Origin of the sequence: Tolypothrix sp. PCC 7712, assembly GCF_025860405.1 — a bacterium.
Taxonomy (GTDB): Bacteria; Cyanobacteriota; Cyanobacteriia; order Cyanobacteriales; family Nostocaceae; genus Aulosira; species Aulosira diplosiphon.
Genome location: NZ_CP063785.1, coordinates 232,504 through 259,196, shown reverse-complemented (window position 1 = coordinate 259,196; position 26,693 = coordinate 232,504). Strand labels below are relative to the sequence as shown.

Sequence of the window (26,693 nt, the reverse complement as noted above, 5' to 3'; positions counted from 1 at the left end):
AAAAATCAACTTATTGTAGAGTGGAATGTCACTTACTTGAGCGAGATTTAGATCCCCGACTTTTTCAAAAAGTCGGGGATCTGGGCAGCAGCTTTTGCTTAAGCATGGATGGTGCGTTACGGCTAAAATGAGGCATTAGATTTGATGAAATTAACCGCCGATATACGCCGATAAAATGAATTTTTGCTATTGCACTAAATTAGCTGTGTCAGTCCACTACTGGCGTGTCTAGACTAAAATAGTGCATGAAAAAAACTCTTGTGGGATGGGTGTCTCACCCGTCCGGGGCGGACAAGATGTCCACCCCACAAGAAAAATTATTGCAACATTTTAGCCTGGTCACGCCACTACCCTTTCCCCCTTCACCCTTCCCCCTTTCCCCAAATTTCTTTACACTGCCCGTAATTCTCCGTAACTCTGCTGTAGTAAACTGCATCTAGAGACAACGCCTGGTGCAATAATTGATGATAGTGTGAAAAAAATCCTGGTTTTATCGGCAAATCCCAAGAATACGGTGAAGTTGCGCTTGGATGAAGAAGTGCGGGAAATTCAGGCGGGGTTGGAACGTGCGAAAATTCGTGAACAGTTTGAGATAATTACTAAATGGGCTGTGCGTCCGGCAGATTTGCGACGTGCGCTTTTGGATCATCAACCAGAGATTGTGCATTTCTCTGGACATGGGGAAGGTGAGCAAGGTTTAGTTTTGGAAGATGATCACGGACAGTTGCAACTGGTAAGTACAGAGTCACTGGGCAGACTGTTTAGGTTATTTCAAGACAAGATAGAGTGTGTGCTGTTAAACGCCTGTTATAGCGAAGCGCAAGCTGAGGCGATATTCCAACATATTAATTATGTAGTAGGAATGAATAAAGCAGTAGGCGATCGCGCCGCAATTAAATTTGCAGTCGGGTTTTATGATGCCCTTGGCGCAGGTAGAACCTACGAAGATGCATACGAATTTGGGCGCATCGCCATTGATTTAGAAAACATCCCCGAATCTGCCACCCCAGTCCTCAAAAGCCGCAACCTCCCCCCAACCCCATCTGTAATTCCCTCCCCTTCCCCCTTCCCCCTTCCCCCTTCCCCTTTACCCATTCCCCCTTCCCCCCCCAAACGCATCTTCATCAGCTACAAACGCCATGTCACCCCCGATGAGCCGATTGCATTGCAAGTCCAGCAAGCGCTGGCTCAACATCACACAGTTTTCATTGACCAAATTATCACCGTAGGCACACGCTGGGCGGAACGTATTGAAGCGGAACTTCGCCAAGCTGATTTTTTAATTGTTTTCCTTTCTGAGCATTCTGTCCACAGTGAGATGGTGGAGGCGGAAATTGCTACCGCCAGTCGCCTGGCTAAGGAACAAGGCGGAAAGCCGATGATTCTCCCGGTGCGGTTGGCATATCGAGAGCCGTTTCAGTATCCTTTGAGTGTTTATCTCAATGGGATTAACTGGGCTGTTTGGCGAGATGGGGAAGATACACCCCGCCTAATTGCAGAATTGCTGCAGGCGATTTCTGGGGGTGAATTAACAATTGGGGAAGCGAATCAAGCCAGTTTGCTGCAGCCACGGGAAGCCTCAGCTTTACCTCAGCCTTTTCCTTCCGCACAGCCGATATCGCTGGAAATGCCAGAAGGAACAATGGATGGCGAGTCTCGCTTTTATGTGGAACGCGCTTGTGATGTTCTGGCTTTGAATGCGATTCAGCGTCAAGGTGTGACAATCACCATTAAAGGCCCCCGACAAATGGGCAAGAGTTCCTTGTTAATTCGCACCTGTAATGCGGCGATGAATGCAGGTAAGCGGGTGGCTTTCTTGGATTTTCAATTATTTGATCAAGCAGCTTTAAGCAATGCTGAATTATTCTTTCGGCAATTTTGCACTTGGCTAACTGATGAAATAGAAATGGCAGATAAAGTTGCTGAATATTGGAACTCTCCCTTGGGTAATAGTCAGCGTTGCACCCGCTATATTGGGCGCTATTTGTTAAAAGAATTTGGTCAGCCCTTAGTATTAGCAATGGATGAAGTAGAAAGGGCTTTTGATACTGAATTCCGTTCCGATTTCTTTGGAATGCTTCGCAGTTGGCACAATAACCGCGCTACTACACCGATTTGGAAGCAACTCGATTTAGCCTTGGTGACTTCCACCGAACCCTACCAATTAATTGATAATCTCAACCAATCACCGTTTAATGTAGGCGAGGTAATTGACTTAGAAGATTTTACCGCCACGCAAGTTGCTGATTTGAATTACCGTCATGGTTCACCGCTTAATGCTAATGCAGAACAGCAGTTAATGGCGTTGCTGAATGGACATCCTTATTTAGTCAGGGTGGCGCTGTATTTAATCGCCAGTCAGCGCTTCACGACTGCGGAATTATTTGCCAAAGCTACCGCAGATAATGGCCCCTTTGGTAATCATTTGCGGAACCATTTGTTTCGACTGCATAGTAAAGCGGAATTAGTGTCAAGTATGCTGCAGGTAATTCGCCATAACACCTGCGATGATGAGCGCGTTTTCTTCCGGCTGCGGGGTGCGGGGTTGGTGCGAAGGGAGGGGAGAACGGTAATCCCGCGTTGTCAACTTTATGCTGATTATTTCCGGGAGAACTTGCGTGGGTAAAGGGGAAGCTTTGGTAGGGTGCGTGATCACGAAGTGTAACGCACCGACAATCTCGGGCGGTGCGTTAGCCTGCGGCGTAACACACCCTACTAGCGTGGGTAAATCAGCTTTGGTAGGGTGTGTTATCACGAAGTGTAACGCACCGAAAATCTCGGATGGTGCGTTAGGGACTTCCAAATCAAAAAATATCCCAGTATTTATTGTGGGGTGGACATCTTGTCCGCCCAGTTTATGTGGCGGGCAAGATGCCCGCCCCACAAGATGGAATAATTTATTTCTTGGAAATCCCTTAGCCTACGGCGTAACACACTCTAAGACTTGCAATGACAGATTGAGACCTGGGGGGAATAATTATGTCTAACCCAACCATTTACACAGTCGGCGGGACGGTGCAGGCTGGTGGTGGGATTTATATTCCCCGCCAAGCTGATGAGGAATTGTTGAATTTGTGCCGGGATGGAACTTTTGCTTATGTCCTCACTCCGCGCCAAATGGGGAAGTCGAGTTTGATGGTACGCACGGCGCAAACGTTGGCAGAGGAGGGGATACGGGCTGTTATTGTTGACCTTCAGGAATTGGGGGCGCAGGTGACAGCCGAACAATGGTATTTTGGCTTTTTGGTGAAGCTGGATGAGCAACTTGAGTTTGAGACTGATGTGGTGAGTTGGTGGCAAGAACATGAATATTTGGGAGTTTCGCAACGGCTGACGCTGTTTTTTCAGGAGGTGTTACTGGCTGAGGTAGAAGCACGGGTGGTGATTTTTGTGGATGAAATTGATTCCACCCTCAGCTTAGATTTTACTGATGATTTTTATACGGCGATTCGTTATCTCTATGTAGCCCGTGCGACTAATGCTGAGTTTGTGCGTCTTTCTTTGGTGTTGATGGGGGTAGCAACTCCGGGGGATTTAATCCGCGATGCCAAGCGCACACCGTTTAATATTGGTCAGCGTGTGGATTTGACTGATTTTACCTTTGAGGAAGCTTTACCCCTGGCTGAGGGATTGGAACAGGTAACTGATGACGCACAACAATTATTGCGATGGGTGCTGAATTGGACAGGGGGACATCCGTATTTAACGCAGCGCTTGTGTGCGGCTTTGGTGAGGGAGGGGAAGGGGGAAGGGGAAAGGGGGAATGGGGAAGGGGGAAGGGTTAAGGGGGAAGGGGTTTCTTCTTTCCCTTTTACCTTTTTACCTTTTACCCTTTCCCCCAGGCGAAGCCTTTTCCCTTTTACCCTTTTACCTTTTACCCTTTCCCCCAGGCGAAGCCTTTCCCCTGGCGCAGCCTTTGTTAACCGCGTGGTGAGTAATACTTTTTTGGGTGCGATGAGTGAGCAAGATAATAACTTGCAGTTTGTGCGGGATATGTTGACTAAACGCTCGCCTGACCCAGAGGTTTTGACTACATACCGGGAAATTCGGTTAGGTAAGCGTCCGGTTGTGGATGAGGAACAGTCAATAGTTAAGTCTCACCTGAAGTTGTCGGGGGTGGTGAGGCGAGAGCAGAATGTTTTAAAGGTGAGAAATCAAATTTATCGGCAAGTATTTGACCGCAAGTGGCTGAATGAACATTTGCCGTTTAACTTACGGGATAGGTGGGAGCAGCTGAAACCTGCGCTGCCTTATGTGGTGGGATTGCTGATATTTTCGGGTTTAATGACGGGAGTGGCTGTGTATGTGAATGAGCAAAGGTTAATTGCTCAAGATGCCCGCACAGAAGCAGAAAATAAAGGCACTGAGGCAAAGTTGCAAGCCGATAATGCTCGACAACAGCAGCGAAGCGCAGAACAACAACGCCGGGAGGCGGACAAGCAAAAAAAACTTGCTCAAGACCAACGGGAAAGGGCGGAAACAGGAGAGGCGGAAGCAAAGGCTGCACAAAAGTTAGCTGAAGAACGGGGAGCAGACTTAAAAGTTGCTCTTGATAATGCCAACGCGGCTAAAAATGCCGAAGCCGAACAGCGTCAGGTAGCAGATGAGCGTAAAAGACAAGCAGAGGAAAATTTACAAGAAGCTAACAAGCAACGAAACATTGCCCAAAAGCAAACACAGCAAGCAAACGCTGCCAAAGCAGATGCAGATAAACGCCGTGTTAATGCCGAAATTATCGCTGAGAGTCTTAAATCACAAAATCTGCTGGCATCAAATTTAGAGCTTGAGGCTTTAATAGCAGGCTTGAAGTTAGGTAAGCGACTGCAAAAACCAGATAAAAATGTTGAAGCAGATACCCGCGTTTTGGCGGTAGCTACTCTCCAACAGGTAGTTTATGGAGTTAGGGAACAAAACCGACTAGAAGACCATAGCAGTCTGGTCTTGGGCGTAGCATTCAGCCCCGACAGCAAAACCATTGCCTCTGCAAGTTATGATAACACGGTGAAGTTGTGGAATCTCCAGGGGCAGGTGTTGCAAACCTTTAAAGGTCATAGCAGTGAGGTCTGGTATGTGGCATTCAGCCCCGACGGCAAAACAATTGCCTCTGCCAGTCTTGACGGGACGGTAAAGTTGTGGAATCTCCAGGGGCAGGTGTTGCAAACTCTTCAAGGTCGTCGCAGTGTGGTCTTTGGCGTGGCATTTAGCCCCGACGGCAAAACCATTGCTTCTGCAAGTTCTGACAACACGGTGAAGTTGTGGAATCTCCAGGGGCAGGTGTTGCAAACTCTTCAAGGTCATAGCGGTGGAGTAATTAGCGTGGCATTCAGCCCCGACGGCAAAACCATTGCTTCTGCCAATGCTGACAAGACGGTGAAGTTGTGGAATTTCCAGGGGCAGGTGTTGCAAACTCTTCAAGGTCATAGCGATGGGGTCTGGGGCGTGGTATTCAGCCCCGACGGCAAAACCATTGCCTCTGCAAGTTCTGACAAGACGGTGAAGTTGTGGAATCTCCAGGGGCAGGTGTTGCAAACTCTTCAAGGTCATAGCGATGGGGTCTGGGGCGTGGTATTCAGCCCCGACGGCAAAACCATTGCCTCTGCAAGTTCTGACAAGACGGTGAAGTTGTGGAATCTTCAGGGGCAGGTGTTGCAAACTCTTCAAGGTCATAGCGATTGGGTCTTTGGCGTGGCATTCAGCCCCAACGGCAAAACCATTGCCTCTGCCAGTCTTGACGGGACGGTAAAGTTGTGGAATCTCCAGGGGCAGGTGTTGCAAACTCTTCAAAGTCATAGCAGTGAGGTCTGGTATGTGGCATTCAGCCCCGATGGCAAAACCATTGCCTCTGCCAGTGATGACAAGACGGTGAAGTTGCAGAATCTTCAGGGGCAGGTGTTGCAAACTCTTCAAGGTCATAGCGATTGGGTCTTTGGCGTGGCATTCAGCCCCGACGGCAAAACCATTGCCTCTGCAAGTTCTGACAACACGGTGAAGTTGTGGAATCTCCAGGGGCAGGTGTTGCAAACTCTTCAAGGTCATAGCGATGGGGTCTGGGGCGTGGTATTCAGCCCCGACGGCAAAACCATTGCCTCTGCAAGTTCTGACAACACGGTGAAGTTGTGGAATCTCCAGGGGCAGGTGTTGCAAACTCTTCAAGGTCATAGCGGTGGAGTAATGAGCGTGGCATTCAGCCCCGACGGCAAAACCATTGCCTCTGCAAGTTCTGACAACACGGTGAAGTTGTGGAATCTCCAGGGGCAGGTGTTGCAAACTCTTCAAGGTCATAGCGGTGGAGTAATGAGCGTGGCATTCAGCCCCGACGGCAAAACTATTGCCTCTGCAAGTTCTGACAAGACGGTGAGGTTGTGGAATCTCCAGGGGCAGGTGTTGCAAACTCTTCAAAGTCATAGCAGTGTGGTCTTTGGCGTGGCATTCAGCCCCGACGGCAAAACCATTGCTTCTGCCAGTGCTGACAACACGGTGAAGTTGTGGAATCTCCAGGGGCAGGTGTTGCAAACTCTTCAAGGTCATAGCCGTGTGGTCTTTGGCGTGGCATTCAGCCCCGACGGCAAAACCATTGCTTCTGCCAGTGCTGACGACACGGTGAAGTTGTGGAATCTGGATTTGGATGACTTAATGGTGAAGGGTTGCGCTTGGGTGCGGGATTATTTGCAGAATAACCCGAATGGGAAGGGGGAGAGGGGGGTGTGTGAGAGATGAAGGGGGAAGGGGGAAAGGGGAAGGGGGAAAGGGTGGCGCATTTTCTGGTTTCAAGCATTAGTATAATTTGAGCTGCTGGCTGGGGGAGTTACCAAAATTTGGGTGTTGGTGACCAAGGTCGCAATGTTGGTGACCAAGGTCGCAATGTTGGTGACCAAGGTCGTGATGTTGGTGACCAAGGTCGCAATGTTGGTGACCAAGGTCGTGATGTTGGTGACCAAGGTCGCAATGTTGGTGACCAAGGTCGCAATGTTGGTGACCAAGGTCGCAATGTTGGTGACCAAGGTCGTCTTGTTGGTGACCAAGGTGGTTTTTTTCGTTACAAAAGTTATGATTTTACTGCATACAGCTTGTGCATTTGCTGGATGTGATGAATTGTGCGATCGCTTATCTTAAATCATCATCGCCAAAGCTGCGTGGTGTATCGCCGCAGGTATCGCGCTTTTGGTTGCAGAAAATAGCACAATATAAATTATCGCTGTGGTTGGGCACGGCACTGAAAGGTTTTTGGTGAGGTAGCGTAAATTGTTGATGCCCATTGGTGTCAACTTAAGCTACAAGCGATATAGGGCGGGCGTTGTACAAATACGCGCCCTCATCCCCTAACCCCTTCTCCCGCAGGAGAAGGGGGACTAAATCTCTTGCTCCCTTCTCCCTGTGGGAGAGGGGCTGGGGGTGAGGGCGAAACCTTGCAACCAAGAGGGTTTCACGTTAATAGCAAAATACCTGTAAAACCTTTCCCCTTCCCCCTTTTAGCCTTCCCCCTCCCCCCTACTATTTTGGCGAAATTGGCAAACTAATCGTAAATATACTGCCTTTGCCTAAGCGCGATCGCACGGTGACGCTACCACCCATACCTTCTATTAAGGTTTTGACTATTGATAAGCCTAAACCAGAACCGCCTGTAGAACGGGTGCGGGCTTCGTCTATGCGGTAAAATCGCTCGAAGATGCGGGCTTGGTGTTGCAAGGGTATGCCATAACCTTTATCGTCTACTTGAATGATCGCTGCTTTATCTTGCTGATGTAACCTGACAATTACGGGAGTCTCAGCTTCGGAATACTTGACGGCGTTATCAACTAAGTTCAACAATACCTGCTTGAGGCGATTATAGTCGGCTTTCACTTCAATGGGATGATTTGGTGCTTCGATCATGATAGTGCGATCGCTATATTTCTGCGCCATCCCGACAACTTCGGCAACTAAGTCATTCAGCACGCAGGGATTCATGCGAAAATGCAAATGACCGCTATCAGCCCTGGCTAAATCTAGTAAGTCTTGCAGTAGCCTGATAGTATGTTCGGCTTCCACAGCCGCAGTTTCTAAAGCTTCAATTTGGGTGGGTGTTAAATTACTGGGTCGCCGGAGTACGCTTTGTAAGTAACCATGCACAATGGTTAATGGCGTGCGTAATTCGTGAGAAACGTTGCTGACAAACTGTCGTTCCTGTTCCCAAGATTCCGCCAGCCGGGATAATAGCATATTAAAGGTTTGGGCTAATTCTTTCACCTCGCTGGGTGCTTGCTGAAGCGATAACTGCGCCTCTGGTAAATCAGCAGCAGAAATTACCTCCGCCATTTGACTCAGTTGACGCAGAGGTTGGAGAGAACGCCGAATATAAATTGCGATCGCCAAGGAAATTACAATAATTATTAACAGACTCGCAATCCCTAAACTCCGCACCAGCGCCAAAAACATTGTTTGTTCGCGGGTAATATCCTTAACTACAAATAGCTTCCCCAGTGGTTGATTCTGTACTTGCAAAGCCGCACCACATAAAACATAGTAGCGCTGCTGCACTTGAGTAACTTCTGGTTTTACCGACATCTCGGTTAAAGACATTAACTGTGATGTCGTTGGTGCTGGTAGCTGATTCCAATTAGTAGATGTGGCAATAATTTGATTTTTTGGGTTTTTAATCCAGATAAAAGTATCGTTATCAATTAAATTATTTATCGACTTATCTAAACCACTGGCTTGTGGCATCATTTGAATATAAAGTTGCACATCACGCGGTAGGCGATCGGCAATTTTCTCAACATGGCGTTTATGATTATCTATTAAAATATCTTGCATTTTCAAGCTAGTCCAAACCGAGAGGCTACCCAAACCCACCGCCGAAAATGCTGCAATCCCAGCCGTTAACCTTAACCGTAATGAACCTGGATCTAATTTTTGTAAGATGTTGATGGTTTTTTGCACTTTTAATAATACTCATATCCGCATTTTTAATATCAATTTCATGTGATGTTGCACATATTTAGATCCCCCTAAATCCCCCTTAATCAGGGTGACTTTGAAAGATTTATTCCCGTTCCCGATTTCCCCTTTCCCCTTTCCCCTTCTTATTAAGGGGGTTAGGGGGAATCTAATTATATAAAGGTTCATAAGGAATTGGTATAACAATAAATATTTCTCTTCCCCCTTTCCCCTTTCCCCTTTCCCCCTTCCCCTTTCCCCCTTCCCCAATTATTCCATTCCCCTACGGCTTTATCGTTCCACAAACCTTATTCACATAATCACACTGATAAATGTATGGTTCTTGCCAACTTAGGGGAATTTGCAGTAAATCTCTTGTACCTGTTAAACCTTGCCCGATAAACAATAATAAAGCTACGCAATTTAAAATTGTATGCACTAGCCGCCAGCGATTGGATCTATCTTGATAAATATCTTGCACAATTGCTAAAGAAAAAATCATCAGCAAGGCTGCGGTAATGCCAATATAATAATGTGACCAGTACCATTCTTTAGTCAGGCGATACACTCCATCCTGACAGCCAAGAATCACTAACCCCGCACCAGTTAAAGTGGCAAATATTCCCCGCCATAACTTTTGCTTGGCTTGATAGAGTAAAACTAAAGAGATAATCGTTGCCACAAACATCAAGATAATGAAAATGAATTGAAAAGTTGCAGTGTTCCAAAGTTGATGTTTGACGATATCTTTGCCAATTGCATAAGCTAGACCAATTAAAGTTAAGCCAACAACTGCACTAGTTAACCACTCGCCTAACTTTTTATGTTCTGAACCAACTACCGGGGGAATTTTGCTTTTACCTCCCCCTAAACTTTGTAACCTGCGTTGGCGTGTTTGCCAAGCAAAATTTACCACATTCCCAATCAGAGGGAAGACAAAAATTACTGCGATCGCGGGATGTATTAGGCTAAGAAAATCGGCTATTTCCATATAATAAATGGGTAATGGGTAATGGGTAATGGGTAAGATTTAGTAATTCGTAGGGTGTTGTACTCTCAGCGTTAACGCACCTAGAATTTTTGATGGTAACTTGGTGCGTTGCGCTACGCGACAACACACCCTACTGGCGCGACAAGGTTAAAATGTGGCAATATAATTTTCTTGTGGGGTGGACATCTTGTCCGCCCAGGACGGGCAAGATGCCCATCCCACAAGAGTTTGAATAATGCAATATTTTAGTCTAGACACGCTACTACATTTCTATTTCCATATAAAGGTAATGGGTAAGATTTAGTGTTAGCTATTTGCTAAAGGTGCATAGCCGAAAGTAGCATTGAATTTACGACACCATACTGCTACAGATTTAAATTCACCTAACTTGACAGTTTCTGGTAAAGCATAGCGTTGAGTACCGCTAGTTTTTTGTAATGGTGCAATGCTGAAATAATCTTTTTCTTTAATGCCAGATATAGGTGGTTTATCAGTACGATATAAAATTACATATAAATCTGGGCCTTGATCAGTTTTAAAATCTCCATCAAACTCGAGAAAGCGTTTTCCTTGTTCGGTAATGACTTTCACTTTCCCTTGAGTAGGATGTTCCCCAGCTTTAAATGCACCCAAACCTGCACCTGAACTTGCTACGTTTTCCGTCGCTGCTTTTGGTGTATCTGTTTTATTAGAGGCGCTTTCGTTGGCACAACCTACAGTTATTAGCGCCATCATACCTACAATAGCTAAATGCTTAAACTTCATAGCTTTTATCTCCCTCAAATGCCTTTATACCTACAATTTAAGGGTTTTAGCTGTTGATAAAATTAATAGAAGCTGAGAATCTGTTAAAAATTAAGGTTATTGATGTTGATGTATCGCAGTCTATTTGTTTAGTTAATAAATTTATGTAGGATGTGTTAGGCAAAGCCGTAACACATCAAAATTGTTGGCGAAGAAAGATGCGTTACGCTGACGCTAACGCATTCTACGCGCTTTTATTGGTGGTTAATTGTTGATTTTTGCAATTAGCGATCGCAATTTAAAATTCCAATGCAAAACACAACACCCGCGTCTTACTCCAATAAGCTTGACCTAGAAAAACCCCAGGTGCAACCTCGCGGATTTCATCTCTAATTTTTTGAGCGATAAATGAGGTTTGAGAATAGTCTAAAATTATCGCTTCACCTTGACTAAACCAACTTTCCCCACGGTAAACTTTGGCTTTTACTAACTTCAAACCTAAAATAGTAATGCTATTCAGTAAGAAATTTTGATTACGATAAAATATCTTTCCTTGCCAAGCAAGTAACCTTACCAAAGCAGCTAAAAAATTACGTTCCGGGAGTCCAGTGACAAAAACAACTGTACCTCTACCTTGTCCACTGGGTATTTCTCCGACGGGACTGTTTTGGTAAAGTTGATCTAATTCAGCAGGCGACATTTTCATCATGTCTGCTGTGGTAATCGCCATTCTTGTTACCTCATTGATAGTTTTGCCAGCGAATATCTTTTCCGGGAAAATAGAGTGGTAAAGGATCGTGAGCGAGTAGGGTGCTGTTGATCGTGATTTTCTGTTGTGCGATTAAAATTGCGATCGCACTTTTACATACAAACAGAATTAGGTCTTTTCCCGGACAGGTACGGGAACCTCGCAAAAATAGGTTAGAATAAGGTGCGTCAACTTCATAATTTTTATCTAGCCAGCGTTCTGGTTGAAATAAATCTGCACTCGGCTCAAATTCTAGATGTCGTTGCATCATCGGAAAAAAGTGCAGAATGTCCATCCCTTCGGGAATATAATGGTTGTTAAAACTATCTCCTGTTGGTGTCAGGTGAAATGTGAGTGTTACCGGAGGATAAAGGCGACCGGTTTCTAACACACAGGCTTCTAGATAGGTTAATTGGCTAATTGTCGCAGCTTCTGCTAGGTTGTGCTGGTTAATTTCTGATTGCACTCGCTGTAAAACTTCTGGGCGAGAACTAATCAACGCTAAAGAACGCACCAACAAATCTGTACCAGATCCGGTGAAGGTAAACATCCAGTGGGGAATTTGCTGTAATAACTCCGCTTCTGACGCTTCTGGTTTCATCTGATGCGCCATCGACAGCAATGAGGGTTGATGGGATAATTCACTTTGTTTCCATAGCTGTCGTAGGTAATCATATAACTTTGCCCGTCGTACTTGTTCACGATTCCCAAACAGCAACCTTTTGATGGGATTACCTACCAAACTAAATAAAACCTGAATATCTTCGATTAACTCTACAGGCGCAACATTGTCGCCAAATACAATCCCCAACATCGCTATCCCCATACCTTGGCGAATATCCTCAATGCTGGAGACTGGTTGAGCAAAACCACGCTGTATCTGATGCAAAAAAGCTTGTTGATAGTGGTGTTGAGCACCTGTGCAAAGCACTTTTTCATTATAAGGGCGTAGGCGTTGCCATTGCTGATCATGGCTGATAGTCAAAGCGTTAGGTGCAAGATAAGACATCCCCTGTTTTTTCAGAGTTCCTTCTAGATAACCTGCGCTAGATGGTGTCCCTTTGAGGATATGTGCTGATAAGTCCCGCCCAGATACTAATAAGACTTTTTTCACTAAAAAATTGAGAATTACGTTCTCGCTTTTGTAGTTAATAGTGACACCTTTGAGCCAATTAGTCAGTACCTCCTGAAAGTTGAAGCGATGAGGGCTACTGAGGAATTTTGCGATCGCACTTCCTAAAAGCCGCACGATATCAAGCACATTCGTTGAAGGATAGGTTTCCATAATGGCTAGCGTTATGACAGGAACTACAGCAATAATTGGTATTTAATTAGACGGTGCATCAAAAATCTTGTGAGATACCTGCTTACTCAAAATTTATAACTATTGAGTAATAATGAGCGCGAACTAATGCTAAAAACTTTGTCTATTATTTATTCTCAATTAATATAACTAATCTTACAGTACCCTTGAGGGTACTATTTTTCTCTGAAGCATTGAATTACATTTAAATAGGTATTATAAATTGTCCAACATAGCGCGATCAGCAACTTAGTATTTGTTTACAACTGCTGCAATCATTTAATTTTTTTATATGCTGATTTCGACTGTTTTGTAATTTTGTGAAGTACAGAAAATCTCTCAAAGGCTTACTATGAATAAGCTTGGACAAACATTAATACTAATGAACTAAAAAATGCAAGTGGGCGATCGCGCATAAATTTTGTAAGTTAGATTGATAGATAGAAAATGTCTCATTGATTATTGAACAAATAAGTACGGCACTCCCGCCTGTACTGGATAAGATGCGTTACTAACTCATCCTACGACTAAATTATCAGCGATTTTCGGTGCCTTCGCCTATGGCATAAAACACCACCATTTGAAGTAAGTGAGGTACATCATGAGTAATGAGTAATGAATAATGAGTAGGAAGTTTACTTATTACTCACTACTTATTACTCATTACTTTTTTCAATTATCGATATCTAAAAAAATACTTACACCTTCAGCAATTACCGAAAATTAGGTGTAAGTAATTAGGACTTACGCAAAAGTCACGGAATTACGTCATTACGAGCGTAGCGACGTAATCCCCTAAAACTATGGGATTGCTTCCCTACACTACGTTCCGGTCGCAATGACAAATTTTGCTTGCGTAAGTCCTGGTAATATAAGCGGAAAAAACTGAGTCATTGTCTCAAAAAATATTAGAGGAATTGGTCAAATGTTTGGAATTCCTTGGCATCGCCTACCTACACCATTAGCATTGTTAAAACTAGTTGGGTTTCGCAACAAATTAAGACAAGAAAATCTCCACGATACTGCTCAATTACCTGATACAAATAAACTTCCTCATCCTCAAGCAAGTCCCGATGGCCGTCATTTGGTAGCGCGTACCCCAGATGGTAGTTTTAATGACCTGAAAAATCCAACAATGGGAATGGTGGAGACTCGTTTAGGGCGAAATGTTCCCCTGACAAAAGCTAATGTAGATCAGAAAAATATTCTCAATCCTAATCCCCGTGTTGTTAGCCAGAGATTGATGACGCGAGATGAATTTATCCCAGCGACATCGTTGAATATCTTAGCGGCTGCTTGGATTCAGTTTCAAAACCATGACTGGTTTTCTCATGGAAACAATCAGCCAGATAAAAAAATAGTTATTCCCCTTGCAGAGGATGATACTTGGCCGCAAGAACATCGACCAATGGCGATTAAAGAAACCTTAGTTGATCAAAGCCGCCCAGAAGGAGATAAAGCAGAACCCCCAACTTTTATTAACAAGGTGACTCATTGGTGGGATGGTTCGCAAATCTACGGGAATAATGCCACACAGGTGCATGAATTGCGTTCTCATGTTGATGGCAAACTGATTATTGGTGATGATGGGCTATTACCTGTAGATCCAGCAATTGGAATTGATCGCACTGGCTTTAATGACAACTGGTGGATTGGCTTAAGTTTAATGCATACCCTATTTGTCAAAGAGCATAACACCATCTGCGATCGCCTCAAACAACAATACCCAGATTGGCGAGATGACGACCTCTACGACCATGCGCGATTGATTAACGCGGCATTAATGGCGAAAATTCATACAGTGGAATGGACTCCCGGTATTCTCGCCCATCCCGCCTTGCAAATTGCTATGAGTGCTAACTGGTGGGGGTTACTAGGTCAACACGTCAAGAATCTCTGGGGACGTGTTGGCGAAGGTGAGACCCTGAGTGGAATTATTGGTTCGCCAACGGATCACCATGCAGCACCTTACTACATTACCGAAGAATTTGTGAGCGTATATCGCTTACATCCCCTAATTCCCGACGAATTTGAATTCTATTCCCACAAAAACGGTCAATTGCGGCGCACAGGTGACTTCTTTGAAGTAGCAGGTAAACGCGCTAGGGGAGTAGTAGAAGAAATCGGCATTCCAGATTTATTTTATTCCTTAGGAATCGCTCACCCCGGGGCAATTACCTTACACAATTACCCCAAAGCCTTACAGAAATTAATTCGTGACAACGGCGAAACCTTAGATTTAGCCGCCATTGATATTTTGCGCGATCGCGAACGTGGCGTACCCCGCTATAACGAATTTCGCGAAATCATCGGTCGTGGACGAGTCAAATCCTTTGAAGAGATTACCAGCAAGCCTGTCTGGGCGAAAGAACTACGGGAAGTCTACAACAACGATATCAATAGCGTTGATTTAGTTGTTGGCATGTTTGCCGAAGACTTACCAGACGGCTTTGGCTTTAGCGACACAGCCTTTCGAGTATTTATTTTAATGGCTTCCCGCCGCCTCAAGAGCGATCGCTTCTTCACCAAAGACTACCGCGCCGAAATTTACACCCAATTCGGTCTAGACTGGATCGACAGCAATGGACTGTTATCCGTCCTCCGCCGCCACTATCCCACCCTAGCACCCGCCTTATTTGGTATTAACAACGGCTTCGCCCCTTGGCGAAAGGTTGGAATAGCGGGATATTAGGGGATGGGCATGGGGCATGGGGCATGGGGCATGGGGCATGGAGAATTGGTAATTGGTAATTGGCATAATTATTTCCCCTTGTCCCCTTCCCCTTTTCCCCTCATCCCCCTCATCCCCCTCATCCCCACCCATGCCCACCATCAGAACCCTACAACCAGGTGATGAAATGTTGCTAGAGAATTTTCTGTTGCAACATATCGATACTTCGATGTTTTTGCGTTCTAATTGGCGAGAGGCGGGGTTGGTGGATGTGGGTGAAAGGTTTCAGGGAACTTATATTGCAGCGTTGTTAGATAACAATATAGTTGCAGTCGCCGCCCATTATTGGAATGGCATGGTGGTGGTACAAGCGCCAGTGTATTTACCAGAGGTGGTGCAAATAGCAGTAGCCCAGTCTCATCGCACTATTTCTGGAATTGCTGGCCCGGCTGCACAAGTGGAAGTTACCAAGCAAGTTTTAGGGCTGGCTCATCATCCCACTAATATAGATGAGCGTGAATTATTATTTTCCTTAGCACTATCAGATTTACAAATTCCCCCTGCCTTAGCATCCGGTGAAGTAAAGTGTCGATTGCCACACCAAGAAGAATTTGATTTACTCACTGAATGGTGTGTTGCCTATAATGTGGAAGCATTAAAACAAAGTGGAAATACTGATTTAAGTTTATCTTGTCGCCATGCAATAGAAGCGCGTCAAGCTACAGCGAGACATTGGATTTTAGTAGTAGAAGATACACCTGTTGCTTATACTACCTTTAACGCCCGCTTGCCAGATATTGTCCAAATCGGTGGAGTGTGGACACCGCCGGCTTTCAGAGGTAAAGGCTATGCCAGAAGCGTAGTTGCAGGCTCATTGTTAGAAGCGCGATCGCATGGTGTAGAACGCGCTATCTTATTTACACAGCAAACTAACTTAGCAGCACAAGCCGCTTATCGGAGTATTGGTTTTCGGACGACTGGTGAGGAATTTGGTTTAGTTTTATTTGACATGAAATAAATCTGGAATCAATTTTGTATTATGTGTAGTATGAATAAGTGAATTGATAGCCAGATTTTATTTATGAGCTGCGATCGCTTCCAAAAATCCTTCTCTGCCGATCCTACCTTAAGCAGTAAGCTGTTTGACTTAGTAGAAGCCACCTTTCCGGGACTTACTAGCCTAGCTGAACGCGCACGAGAACTAGGTGCATCATGGGAAGACGCTTCAACTCCCTTCATTCTCTTTGATGATGATGTCGCCATTACCCATATCGGAGTTTTAGAAATTCCGATGTACATCATGGGTGAAAAGGTAACCGTTGGCGGAGTTCATGGCGTATGTACCCGCGAGGGATTTCGCAGAAGAGGCTATTATCGCCAAGTCATGAATGAAGTAATGGAATATTGCGACCAACGTTATGAAACTCTAGTATTGACGACGTTGGAACCAGAGTATTATTTACCTTTTGGCTTTCGCGTTGTTCCAGAACACAGCTTTAAACTCAAGTGTAATTCCACAGGTAGCATCAACGGCTTGAGAACACTGGATTTTGCAGATGTCAAAGATATTGCATTGTTGCACAGACTGCTAGAAACCCGTGTACCTGTCTCTAATATAGTTGGGGTAGTCAACGAAAAGGCTGTATTCTGCGTTGACGAAGGTAGCCGTCCTTTACATTATTTCCCAGATTTAGATGCGATCGCCTGCATGGAGATAGAAAATACCACACTTCATCTTTACGATTTAGTGACTACTCAAATGTATCCCTTGCAAAAAATCTTGGATAGGATACCTCAACTCATTAAAGAAGTCGTGATTTACTTCAGTCCCGACTTGCTGAATGTTGAAGATGTGGAAGCATTTATCTATGAAATTGAAGAAACTAAATTAATGGTGCGTGGTAAATTTGCCGCAGAAAAGGAAAAATTTACCCTTCCCCGTTCTGCACGTTGTTGAGGCTAATTATTGCAGAAACAACAAAGTCTATTCCTATACTTTTCGGTTAAGGGCAAAAGGGGCAAGAAAAAACCTTTAACCCTTACCCTTTAACCTTTTCCCCAAACCAAATTACCAATTGAAAACCCTTAATCGCGGAGTATTGAGGTCTACTCTGCCTCACCAATAATAGTGAAAGCCGCCCAATTTTTAGGATGAGGGTGTTGTTTCATCGTTACCAACATTGCCTGACGCAGTGCAGCAGCTTTATCTGGTTGCTGTTGCCAACTGCGATAAAATTCAGTCATTAACGATGCTGTCGGCGCATCCGGTACAGCCCAGAGAGAAACCAACACACTAGCAACACCAGCAGAAATAAACGAGCGAGATAAACCAATTACCCCATCACCTGTAATCTTACCCGCGCCAGTGTCGCAAGCACTGAGAACGACTAATTCAGCATTTAGCTGTAAATTGAGAATTTCATCAGCAGTCAGTAAACCATTACCGTTACCCTCCTGCTTTTCGACATCAGGCGCTAGAGCAATACTACTTCCTAAGCCACGTCTATCATCCAGTAAGCCGTGAGTAGCTAGATGAATGATGTTGACTTTTGGTAACTTTGATATCACAGTTGCTTTAGTAGGTTGATTGCCAATCAAAGCCTTAGTACCTAGCATCTGAGCAATTAACTGCGCTTCTGTTTCTGCTTCTGGTAAAGGTGATAATTGTTCTGGAGATTGCCCCGGCACAAAAGATACTTTTGGCATCGTAGGATTACCTACCACCAAGGCACTTTTATCTCTACGATTCAGCTTACGCCGTTGATGGGTTAGGTCAAGAATTTGAATGGCTGGGGCGGTCAGTATCGTATGCTTTTCTATTAAGAATTTGCTTTGTGCATCTTGCAACGCAGGAAAAGGTACAAGAAAGAGTTCATCTTGAGGAATGAAAATTACATGGGAATCAGGATCATTTGGTAGTAAATCAGCAATAGGTGCAATGAGTAGTTGATGGAGTTGCTGTAAGCTGCGGTGATTGATACGCAAAGACTCAACTGGAGAAACCACATCTTTGATTGGCGGTGCTTCGGGATTATCTAGTTGTTTGATTGTCAGATTATTTTTGTTACTACCTCTACCTTGGTTAATTAGTTGACGAGTTTGGCGAATCAAATCTTTAAGAGGAGTTTTCAGAGATTTAAGGTCAACTTGCCGAAATATAATTTCTCCTGTAGGTTTGACAACCCAAATATATAATTCTGATTGTTGTGGATTCCAAGTATCTGACCAATATCTCCTAGTAATTGAATATTCAACTATTGTGGCTTTTTGGTGTTGAGCAACTCGCTGAATTTGAGAGATATTTAATGGCTGAAGACTTACTGGAGTAGCTTGCTTAGACAATAACCGCTTGGCTAATAAATCAACAAACACGCGGCTACGTCCCTGTTCGGCAATTTCTAAAGCTGATTGCGGCTGATTCTGAGCAATGAGTACTTTTTGTAAAGTCCGGTAAGAATCAATGATATCCTCAAAAGAAGATACTTTGTATGTATCATTATAGGCTTGATTATTGTTTAGCTTTTTTCTGCCAGATTCATATTGTTGAATACTCGCACGTAGTTTTTTCTCTGCTGCTGTGAAATGACCAGATTCAGCTAGAGAAATTCCTAAATTTCTTAAAGATTGCCACTGAGAATTAGTAGTTAATTTTTCTGTGAGATTTTCGATTTCTAAAAGTTTTTGAGCATATTTAAGGGATTGGTTGTAGTTCCCCTGTTCGTAGTAGATAGTTCCTAAGAGAATTAAGCTGCTAGATACTACATCTTCACTATATATTTTAGTGATTTTCTGCGCGACTTCTAAACTTTGTTGGGCATAGCTAATTGCTTTAGTATAGTCTCCAAGTTCAAGATAAGCATAACCTAGTGTTTCGAGGGCAGACTGTTCATTAAGTCCTTTGGATTCTTTATCTAGTCGCGCTACCTCTAAAGCTTGTTGAAAGTAGCTAATGGCTTTAACGGAGTCTTTTCTAGCTAAATAAAAATCACCTAGCTCTCTTAATTGAGATACTTCTAATCCCTTAAACTTCTCTTGCCGCGCTAATGTTAAACTTTGCTGAAAATATTCCAGTGCCTTGGTATAGTTTTTTAATGAAAAATATCCAGATGCTATATCTGCAACCAGCATTCTTTCGGCTTCACGATTTTTCAGTTGTCGTGCTACAGCTAAACTTTGCTGATAGTAGTTAATTGCTTGATAATAATCTTCAAAATTGCTGTAAATACTACCTAGAGACCTCAGCGATTCCAATTCTATTTTCCGGTCTTGGGACTTCCTGCCTACAGTTAAAATTTGCTGTTCGTAATCAATTGCTTTGACATAATCTCCTAAAATCAAATAAGCATTAGTTAGAGATTTTAAAGTCTCCAACTCTATCTCCTGATTTTGTGTATTTCGGGCGATTTTTAGCCTTTGCTGATAGTAGTAAATAACTTTGGCATAGTCTTCTAAAGAATCAGAAAATTTACCTAAATCGTTAAGCGCTTCTAATTCTTGTTTTTGATTTTGTGACTTTTGTGCTAGAGAAAGCATTTGCTGAAGATATTCCAGCCCTTTGTGATAATTTCCTCCAGAATAGTAAGCCCAGGCTAGTTCATTCAAAACCTCTAAAGTCTGATTTGTTTGTGATTTGTTTTGTGCTAACATGAGAACAGCACGTGCATATATATCTGCTTGATTTGTGTCTTCAATCTTTACAAATAACCGTACTAATTTTTGTAGGGTTTGACTCTCTATAATTTCTTTATTTAGTTGTTTTGCTAAAGCTAAAGTTTGCTTATAGTAATCAATAGCTTTGGGATAATTTTTAATGATTTGGTAGGCAAAAGCTACATCTTTAAGAACTTCTAATTCCCGCTCTTTATTTGGTAGTTGCCTTGCTAAGGCTAGACTTTGTTGTGCGTATTTACCAACTTTAGCTTCATCACCAATATAACCATGAATATTAACTAGCCTTGTGAGAACTTGCAACTCTATATCTGGTTTTTGCAATTTTTTTGCTAGTACTAAAACTTGCTGATAGTAAGCCATTGCTTGAGTATAGTTGTTCTGACCGTAAGCCGCAGCTAATTCCTGGAGAACTGTTAACTCTTTATCCTGGTTATTAATGCGACGCGCTAACACCAACATTTGCTGAAGAGATTCAATAGTTTTAGCATCATCTTTGAGCAAACTGTAAGTACGGCTAATACGAGCTAGGTAATTAAACTCTCTTTCAGGGTGATTAATTTGGCGTACTAATGCTAACATTTGCTGAAGAGATTCAATAGTTTTAGCATAGTTATCTTGTCCTCTATAATAATTAGCGATCGCTTCCAAAACTTCCAATTCTTTTTCTGGTTGCTGCAGTTGCTTTACTATCACTAAAGCTTGTTGCAAATAGGCAATTTCTTTTACATATTCCTTTTGATATCGATGCCTCTTTGCTAGCATCTGCAGTGCCGCAACTATTCCTTCTTTGTCTCCAATTTCTTGATAAATAGTTAAAGCTGCTTGCAAAGATTCTATATCTTTTTTTTGTCGCAAAATATCAGCTTGTCTTTTCCTTTCTTGTGCAGTTTGTGCTACTGCTTGAGGTGCATTGAAAAAAGGAGATAAATTGCCTACAAAGGGATTAAGTATGGTTGTAATAATAATCACAACTGCATGAATATATATATTTTTATGTAGCATATAATTTTTGATACCGTTGGGTTCCAGTTGATTATTTCATACTTGACTAAAGTTGACATACTGGTCAGCTTGAAAAAAAGGTAATTTTGTAATATCTGAAGTGCATCTAGCTGATACCGTAATCAAATCTGTATAGGTTTTTCGTTATTTTATAAATTTTTATAATACATAAGAAATTGACCATATAGCCACCAATAGCAAAATAACTGCATAGGGAGACTTCAGTAGTTTACAAAAAAATTAATACCACAATATGGCAAATATATGTATGTAAAGTTACATTAACTTTGTACTGATTTGCTACCAAAACATCTGTTTAAGAATTTGATTACTAAAACACCGATTTAGTATTCGGTAAACCTGAGTAAACCATAGGGTGAGCACTAGAGATCATCAGTATTTAAACTAATGATCTCAAAGTGCCCACCCCAGCAAAATCTCCAAAAATCGTTCATTTTTGATTAATGAATCGATATTCTAAGGAGGTTATTTGCAAAATATGCCGAGAAATTGCAACTAATAAATCTCACAATTGCAATTATTTCTGCTTTCCTAGATTACACAAGAATGAGTCTATTAATGATTTGAGATTTCCCATGAAAACAAAGAGTACCAGCATAATTTTCTTGACTTTTATCAGCTTTAATTTAATTCTGGCTAGTTGTAGTAATCCTAAAGAAGCTAGCGAGGCTAATTTTAAACAAGCTCTCAACACAATCCTAACTAAACACAGAGTTGGGTGTGTTCCTGTTTTGGGAAATATGGAGTCATTTCCGATTACAATATCCAAGCTAGCAACAGAACAAATAAACCAACTTAATTCTTTGGTAAAAGTTGGCTTTTTATCTAGCAAAGAAGGGGAAAAAAAAGATTATTCAGGAAAAAGTATTCCGGGAATTGAATATTCTGTTACAGCCGAGGGAGAAAAGTTTTACACATCTAATGTTTATCCCAGATCTCCACAATCACAACCCACAGGAGGTTTTTGTATTGGGGAAGCAGAAGTTGACAAAATTCTTAACTTCACTGAACCGCAGAGTTATCCTGGATCTCCCCAAGTGTCTAATGTGAAATTCACCTACAAATTTAAAAATCTGGGTAAATGGTTTGAAGATCCAGAAGTGCAAGCAACAGTTGGGACTATGTGGAAAAGAGGAATATTTGCCAATCAACCTTTAAATGATGGAAATGGTGCACTTCATAAAATACTAGAAAGTAAAGATAATCCACCTGAGATTCAAATTAATTTGTATCTAACTAACAACGGTTGGGTAGATAAGTTATAGGACAAAGGGAGGGGACAGGGAATTCTTAACAGCGAATAGAAAAAATATGTGTGTATCGGCGAAATTAAAGATAACTGGCTGAGGCTGTCATTGGTCATTAGTCATTGGTGAGGATTTTAAAACTATTTACGTTTATTAATACCAAATCAAATAATGTTTGCGACACATCAATATATTCTAGAGGGCAGGGCATTGCCCATGCCCCTACAATCTGTCGCATTATTGTTTTAAATTGGGATAAATAGTTGGGTTTATTTCCAATGACAGACTTAGCTACTTATCTACAAATCTGAAGCTGTTGATTTAGAGCATAATCAAACCCAGACGTACACCAACAGTTACAGCCTCAGTGCGGGAAGACACACCTAGCTTTTGAAAAATCGATGAGATGTGAAACTTTACAGTATGCTCAGAAATATGCAGGTGTTTAGCGATCGCTCGATTACCTAAACCAGAACCAAGCATTCCTAAAACTTCAATTTCTCTGGGTGTTAGGGTTTGTACGGGAGTAGTGGTGACTTTTTCCCGCAGGGGTAGTAACTCTAAAAAATCCGGATGTAGCACTACTAAATTATCTGCGATCGCAATTGTCGCCGCGATAATTTCTGATTCTGTACTGGTACTGGGTAATAAACCCCGAACGCCAGCATGAATGGCGGCTTCTAAATCAATGCTTTCTAGTTCCTCTACAATTACCAAAAATCCTAGAGGATATTGTTGCTGTTGAATTAAAAGCAATTTTTCCCAGATTGTTGGTTGCAGATTCGCACCTAAATCTAGTAGCACTACATCAGGTTCTAATTGTTCTACTTCCCTAGTTAACACATCCAAATCGGATGCACTCCCCACCACCGTTAACTGGGAATTGCTAGTTACAACCGCCGCTAAACCCGCCCGCACCACAGGGGAAGTTGCAACTACCATTACCCGAATCATCTCGACTCCACCGCAGTTTTCCCACTCTGCAATACTACATAAACTACAAATTGCTGACTGCCACGCCAAATTTGTAGGGGTAAGGCTTCGCCATCTTTGCTTTGTTGCAGATATTTGCTTAAATCATCATATCTAGAGAGCGATCGCCCCGACACGCCAATCAACACATCGCCAATTTGTACGCCAGCTGTGGCGGCTGCGCTATCAGGAAGCACAGATAAAACTAATAATCCCAGGTTGCGGTTACCTATCAGCACAGGTTGCAAAGTTACTCCTAGTTGCGGACGGCTGGCACCTAGTAAAAAGCGGTTGACTGCTAAACTAGGGACGGCGACAGCTAAACCGTTGACAACCATTGTATTAATTCCCACAACGCGACCGAGACAATCAGCCAAAGGCCCGCCAGAATTCCCAGGATACAATTGAATATCTGCCATCACTGCTCGTTGATGCTGTCCGTGAATAATTCCTGTAGTCACAGCGCCAGTATCAGCAAAGGGATTCCCCACCGCTATAACTAATTCCCCGACTCGCAGCGCATCCGAATCACCAATAGTTGCAGTCTGTAAGTTAGTAGCATTAATTTTCAGTGCAGCTAAATCTTGTTGTGGGTCAAACTTAGTACGTACAGCTTCAAATATCCGCCCATCAGCTAATTCTACCGTAGCTCTGCGGCTAGTAGCGACATGGGCATTGGTAATAATTAAGCCATCGGCTTGCCAAATCACACCAGAACCAACTCCTTGGGAACCGCTTCTGACTTTAACGGTGTTGTGGCGTAATTTAGCAGCTAAGGCTGCCAATTCATCAGCAATGTTGGGAAAGCTTGTGTTAGTCATAGTTTTGCCATCGTGAATTGTGAATTTTGCATTACTCAGCTGGACGTTCGCCAATTGCGATCGCTAACTCGACTAACACCCCACCACGAACCACTTGCAATGGTACAGTTTTACCCACGCGATCGCTACTATTAAGTAACGCCATCACATCACCGGTATCACTCACCGTTGTACCATCCAATTTCACTAATACATCCCCCAGCAATACCCCGGCTTTATCTGCAGGCCCAGCTGGCTCAACATTGACAACAATTACACCAGTATCAGTAAGTAAATTTAAGGTAGTTGTGAGGTTATTGGGTAAGCGTACAGGTTGCATTCCTACACCTAAATAACCCCGGGCAATATGACCTTTAGCTAATAATTGCTCAACTACACGGTTAACTGTAGCCACAGGGATAGTTAATGCTGTACTACGCCTTCCCGATGTATTCATGCCTACTACATTACCAGCCGCATCTACCAACGGGCCGCCAGCAAAGCCTGGATATAGGGTAATATCTGGGCGGATATATTGGTCAATATTCCCACCGTTCATACTCCGCCACGCACCACTCACGACACTTACTGCGCCTAAAGCCGCGCGCAATTCTCCTTCGTTACTTCTGGCTATTCCTAATACTAAATTGCCTACTTTAAGTGTTGTAGTATCGCCAATTGTCGCCACAGGTACGGCTGCATCTGAAATTTGAAACACAGCGACATCTGTACTAGAATCATGTCCTAAATGTGTAGCTCCAACAGTACGGCCATCTGCCAGAGTAATAGTAATTTCCTCATAACGTTGCAGCGATTCATCGGAAGTGACAATGATGCCATTCCGCCAGTGAATTCCACTTGAGGAAACCCGTCTACCAGCGTTAACTGCAACTACAGAACTCCCGACTTGTTCTACGGTATCAGCTAAACTATTGGACAAAGCTAGTAATGAAGACATCTAATTTCTCCACAAACATTCTGATATACTCAATATCTTGTACTGCTTTACTTCTAGGCGACATCAGAAAATTGGGGAGAATTCATCCTAGACAAATGGCTAGTGTTGTTAGCTGTACTTTAGCCAGCAAAGAGCTGATAGGTTTTGGTGTTGAGTTTTTAATTAGGCAGATATACAGGTTTTTAGTTGCTATTTGGTGCCGCTAGATACAACTCAAAGATATTTTTTCTACTCCCGGTTCTCTGTGAGACGTTAGCTTTGAAGCGGGTGAACGAAAAAAAGTGTGGGAGAGGAGTTAGCGGACAAATTCCGCTAACATATCTGAGATGCCATAAAACCAAACTTCCCATGAACAACCACCAATCAATTCTGTCTCACATCAATGACACACTCCAGGACTTACCGGAGTGTCACCATTTAGAAGAATTTGTGGGCGAATTTTACAATATGTGGCTAAAATTAGGGAACTTTGTGCAACAAAGCTTATTCCAAGCCTTAATTGAAGAAAAAGAAGCCGAATACTCACATCCGAGAACTAAACGAGAAAAAAGATATTACACTCCATTAGGTGAAATGGTTGTTGTACGTAGAGCTTATGAGACAACAGATGGTATTAAAGTCAAAGTTGATGAAGAGTTAGGACTACCAAAAGATAAATGGCTACCAATGGTATTAGAATTAGCCTGTGCCTTGGGAGTTAGTAGTGAATTTCCAAATTCTCACTCCTTGTTTCAAAAATGGACAAGACTAGATTTGACACAAAAAACCTTAGCTAATCAAGTAGAAAAGACAGGAAATCAACTACAAACACAAGAGTTTCAGGTTCGATGTGAGCAAGACACTTCTTCACAGTTTGGAATTCCCAATCAAGAGCAGGAACCACCAGATTTATTATATGTGGGAGTTGATGGAGTCATGACTCCCTTGAATCAAAAACAAGGATATAAAGAAGCAAAAGTTGGTGTAATTTTCTGGAGTAAAGACCATCAAAAAGTTGGTAAAAAAAGAGGTGTTATACGTACTCGGGAATATGTAGCTACTTTAAAATCTCGACCAGAATTTACTCAGAGAGTATCCCAGTTATATAATCAAGTAGCAGGTACAAAACCCACAAAAACCGTAGTAATTGGTGATGGCGCACATTGGATTTGGTCGATGGCATCAGAACAATTTCCAGGTTCGGTGGAAATTCTCGACTTTTTTCATCTCTCGGAATATGTGTGGGCAGTAGCGAAAGCAGCGTATCCAAATAACGAAGACTATCAATTGGATTGGGTAAAAACTCAACAACAATTACTAAAAAAATCACAATGGAATACAGTAATTGAAAATTGTCATCAATTCCCCAAAAAGAAGAAAGATTTAAAGGGAGCTATTACCGATTTAGAGCGTTATTTAACTAATAATCAGAGTCGGATTGATTATCACTCTTATTTAAAAGCTGGTTTAATGATTGGTTCGGGAGTGGTTGAAAGCTCCAATCGGCGTGTGGTTACACAAAGATTAAAACAAGCGGGAATGCATTGGTCTTTATTTGGAGCTGAAGGAGTTATGGCATTAAGGGCAGCATATTTAAGTAATTCAACTCGATGGTCAAATTTTTGGTCATCCAAATCTTACAATTACAGTCAGGTAGCGTAAAGTTTACG

The 26,693-nt window shown here is 42.8% G+C and carries 18 protein-coding genes; 9 read left to right on the top strand and 9 right to left on the bottom strand.

What is annotated here, in order from left to right; translation table 11 throughout:
• The first annotated feature begins 472 nt into the window (after positions 1-472).
• The 4 genes from HGR01_RS01035 (at position 473) to HGR01_RS01020 (ending at position 7,231) form a co-directional block, all read left to right on the top strand.
• The gene (locus HGR01_RS01035; protein ID WP_264265024.1) at positions 473-2,626 is read left to right on the top strand and encodes an AAA-like domain-containing protein; all 2,154 of its coding nucleotides are present in this window, start codon (positions 473-475) and stop codon (positions 2,624-2,626) included.
• Positions 2,627-2,979: 353 nt separating this feature from the next.
• Positions 2,980-6,717: an AAA-like domain-containing protein gene (locus tag HGR01_RS01030; protein ID WP_263420073.1), complete on the top strand. Its 3,738-nt coding sequence runs from the start codon at positions 2,980-2,982 to the stop codon at positions 6,715-6,717.
• A gap of 98 nt (positions 6,718-6,815) precedes the next feature.
• Positions 6,816-7,088: a hypothetical protein gene (locus tag HGR01_RS01025; RefSeq protein ID WP_045869422.1), complete on the top strand. Its 273-nt coding sequence runs from the start codon at positions 6,816-6,818 to the stop codon at positions 7,086-7,088.
• Positions 7,070-7,231 carry a hypothetical protein gene (locus HGR01_RS01020; RefSeq protein ID WP_155539121.1) on the top strand — a complete coding sequence of 54 codons (162 nt, stop codon included), beginning with the start codon at positions 7,070-7,072 and terminating at the stop codon, positions 7,229-7,231. The genes HGR01_RS01025 and HGR01_RS01020 overlap by 19 nt, the downstream gene beginning before the upstream one ends.
• Before the next feature lie 260 nt (positions 7,232-7,491).
• On the opposite strand, the gene HGR01_RS01015 is transcribed toward HGR01_RS01020, so the two are convergent.
• The 5 genes from HGR01_RS01015 to HGR01_RS00995 form a co-directional block, all read right to left on the bottom strand.
• Entirely contained in the window at positions 7,492-8,919 is a 1,428-nt protein-coding gene (locus tag HGR01_RS01015; protein ID WP_194007981.1) for a sensor histidine kinase, read from the bottom strand.
• 280 nt (positions 8,920-9,199) lie between these two features.
• Positions 9,200-9,907 (bottom strand): DUF4079 domain-containing protein, encoded by a 708-nt coding sequence (locus HGR01_RS01010; protein WP_045869419.1) that lies wholly within the window; start codon positions 9,905-9,907, stop codon positions 9,200-9,202.
• Positions 9,908-10,213: 306 nt separating this feature from the next.
• Complete coding sequence (locus tag HGR01_RS01005; RefSeq protein ID WP_045869418.1) at positions 10,214-10,672, bottom strand: DM13 domain-containing protein; 459 nt, start codon at positions 10,670-10,672, stop codon at positions 10,214-10,216.
• A 277-nt stretch (positions 10,673-10,949) separates the two neighbouring features.
• Positions 10,950-11,381 carry a hypothetical protein gene (locus HGR01_RS01000; RefSeq protein ID WP_045869417.1) on the bottom strand — a complete coding sequence of 144 codons (432 nt, stop codon included), beginning with the start codon at positions 11,379-11,381 and terminating at the stop codon, positions 10,950-10,952.
• A gap of 10 nt (positions 11,382-11,391) precedes the next feature.
• On the bottom strand, positions 11,392-12,684 hold the full coding sequence (locus HGR01_RS00995) for a cytochrome P450 (RefSeq protein ID WP_045869416.1): 1,293 nt from the start codon (positions 12,682-12,684) through the stop codon (positions 11,392-11,394).
• A gap of 943 nt (positions 12,685-13,627) precedes the next feature.
• Here HGR01_RS00995 and HGR01_RS00990 point away from each other — a divergent pair.
• The 3 genes from HGR01_RS00990 to HGR01_RS00980 all read left to right on the top strand — a co-directional run bounded on the left by HGR01_RS00990 (position 13,628) and on the right by HGR01_RS00980 (position 17,330).
• Entirely contained in the window at positions 13,628-15,394 is a 1,767-nt protein-coding gene (locus tag HGR01_RS00990) for a peroxidase family protein (protein WP_045869415.1), read from the top strand.
• Between the two features lie 130 nt (positions 15,395-15,524).
• Complete coding sequence (locus tag HGR01_RS00985) at positions 15,525-16,391, top strand: GNAT family N-acetyltransferase (RefSeq protein WP_045869414.1); 867 nt, start codon at positions 15,525-15,527, stop codon at positions 16,389-16,391.
• Between the two features lie 63 nt (positions 16,392-16,454).
• The gene (locus HGR01_RS00980) at positions 16,455-17,330 is read left to right on the top strand and encodes a GNAT family N-acetyltransferase (protein WP_081583959.1); all 876 of its coding nucleotides are present in this window, start codon (positions 16,455-16,457) and stop codon (positions 17,328-17,330) included.
• 149 nt (positions 17,331-17,479) lie between these two features.
• Here the strand turns inward: HGR01_RS00980 and HGR01_RS00975 are convergent, their stop codons facing one another.
• Complete coding sequence (locus HGR01_RS00975; protein WP_045869413.1) at positions 17,480-21,046, bottom strand: CHAT domain-containing protein; 3,567 nt, start codon at positions 21,044-21,046, stop codon at positions 17,480-17,482.
• 596 nt (positions 21,047-21,642) lie between these two features.
• On the opposite strand from HGR01_RS00975, the gene HGR01_RS00970 reads away from it, so the two are divergent.
• Positions 21,643-22,332 carry a hypothetical protein gene (locus HGR01_RS00970; RefSeq protein ID WP_045869412.1) on the top strand — a complete coding sequence of 230 codons (690 nt, stop codon included), beginning with the start codon at positions 21,643-21,645 and terminating at the stop codon, positions 22,330-22,332.
• Between the two features lie 303 nt (positions 22,333-22,635).
• On the opposite strand, the gene HGR01_RS00965 is transcribed toward HGR01_RS00970, so the two are convergent.
• From HGR01_RS00965 to HGR01_RS00955, 3 genes are read right to left on the bottom strand one after another with little or no spacing between them, the layout of a single operon-like run.
• Complete coding sequence (locus HGR01_RS00965) at positions 22,636-23,268, bottom strand: response regulator transcription factor (protein WP_045869411.1); 633 nt, start codon at positions 23,266-23,268, stop codon at positions 22,636-22,638.
• The gene (locus HGR01_RS00960; RefSeq protein ID WP_045869410.1) at positions 23,265-24,107 is read right to left on the bottom strand and encodes a S1C family serine protease; all 843 of its coding nucleotides are present in this window, start codon (positions 24,105-24,107) and stop codon (positions 23,265-23,267) included. Before HGR01_RS00960 ends, HGR01_RS00965 begins: the two co-directional genes overlap by 4 nt.
• Before the next feature lie 31 nt (positions 24,108-24,138).
• Positions 24,139-25,044, bottom strand: a complete 906-nt coding sequence (locus HGR01_RS00955) for a S1C family serine protease (protein WP_045869409.1) — start codon at positions 25,042-25,044, stop codon at positions 24,139-24,141.
• A gap of 348 nt (positions 25,045-25,392) precedes the next feature.
• On the opposite strand from HGR01_RS00955, the gene HGR01_RS00950 reads away from it, so the two are divergent.
• Positions 25,393-26,685, top strand: coding sequence for an ISKra4 family transposase (locus HGR01_RS00950; RefSeq protein WP_081583904.1), 1,293 nt, complete (start codon positions 25,393-25,395; stop codon positions 26,683-26,685).
• Positions 26,686-26,693: the final 8 nt, after the last annotated feature.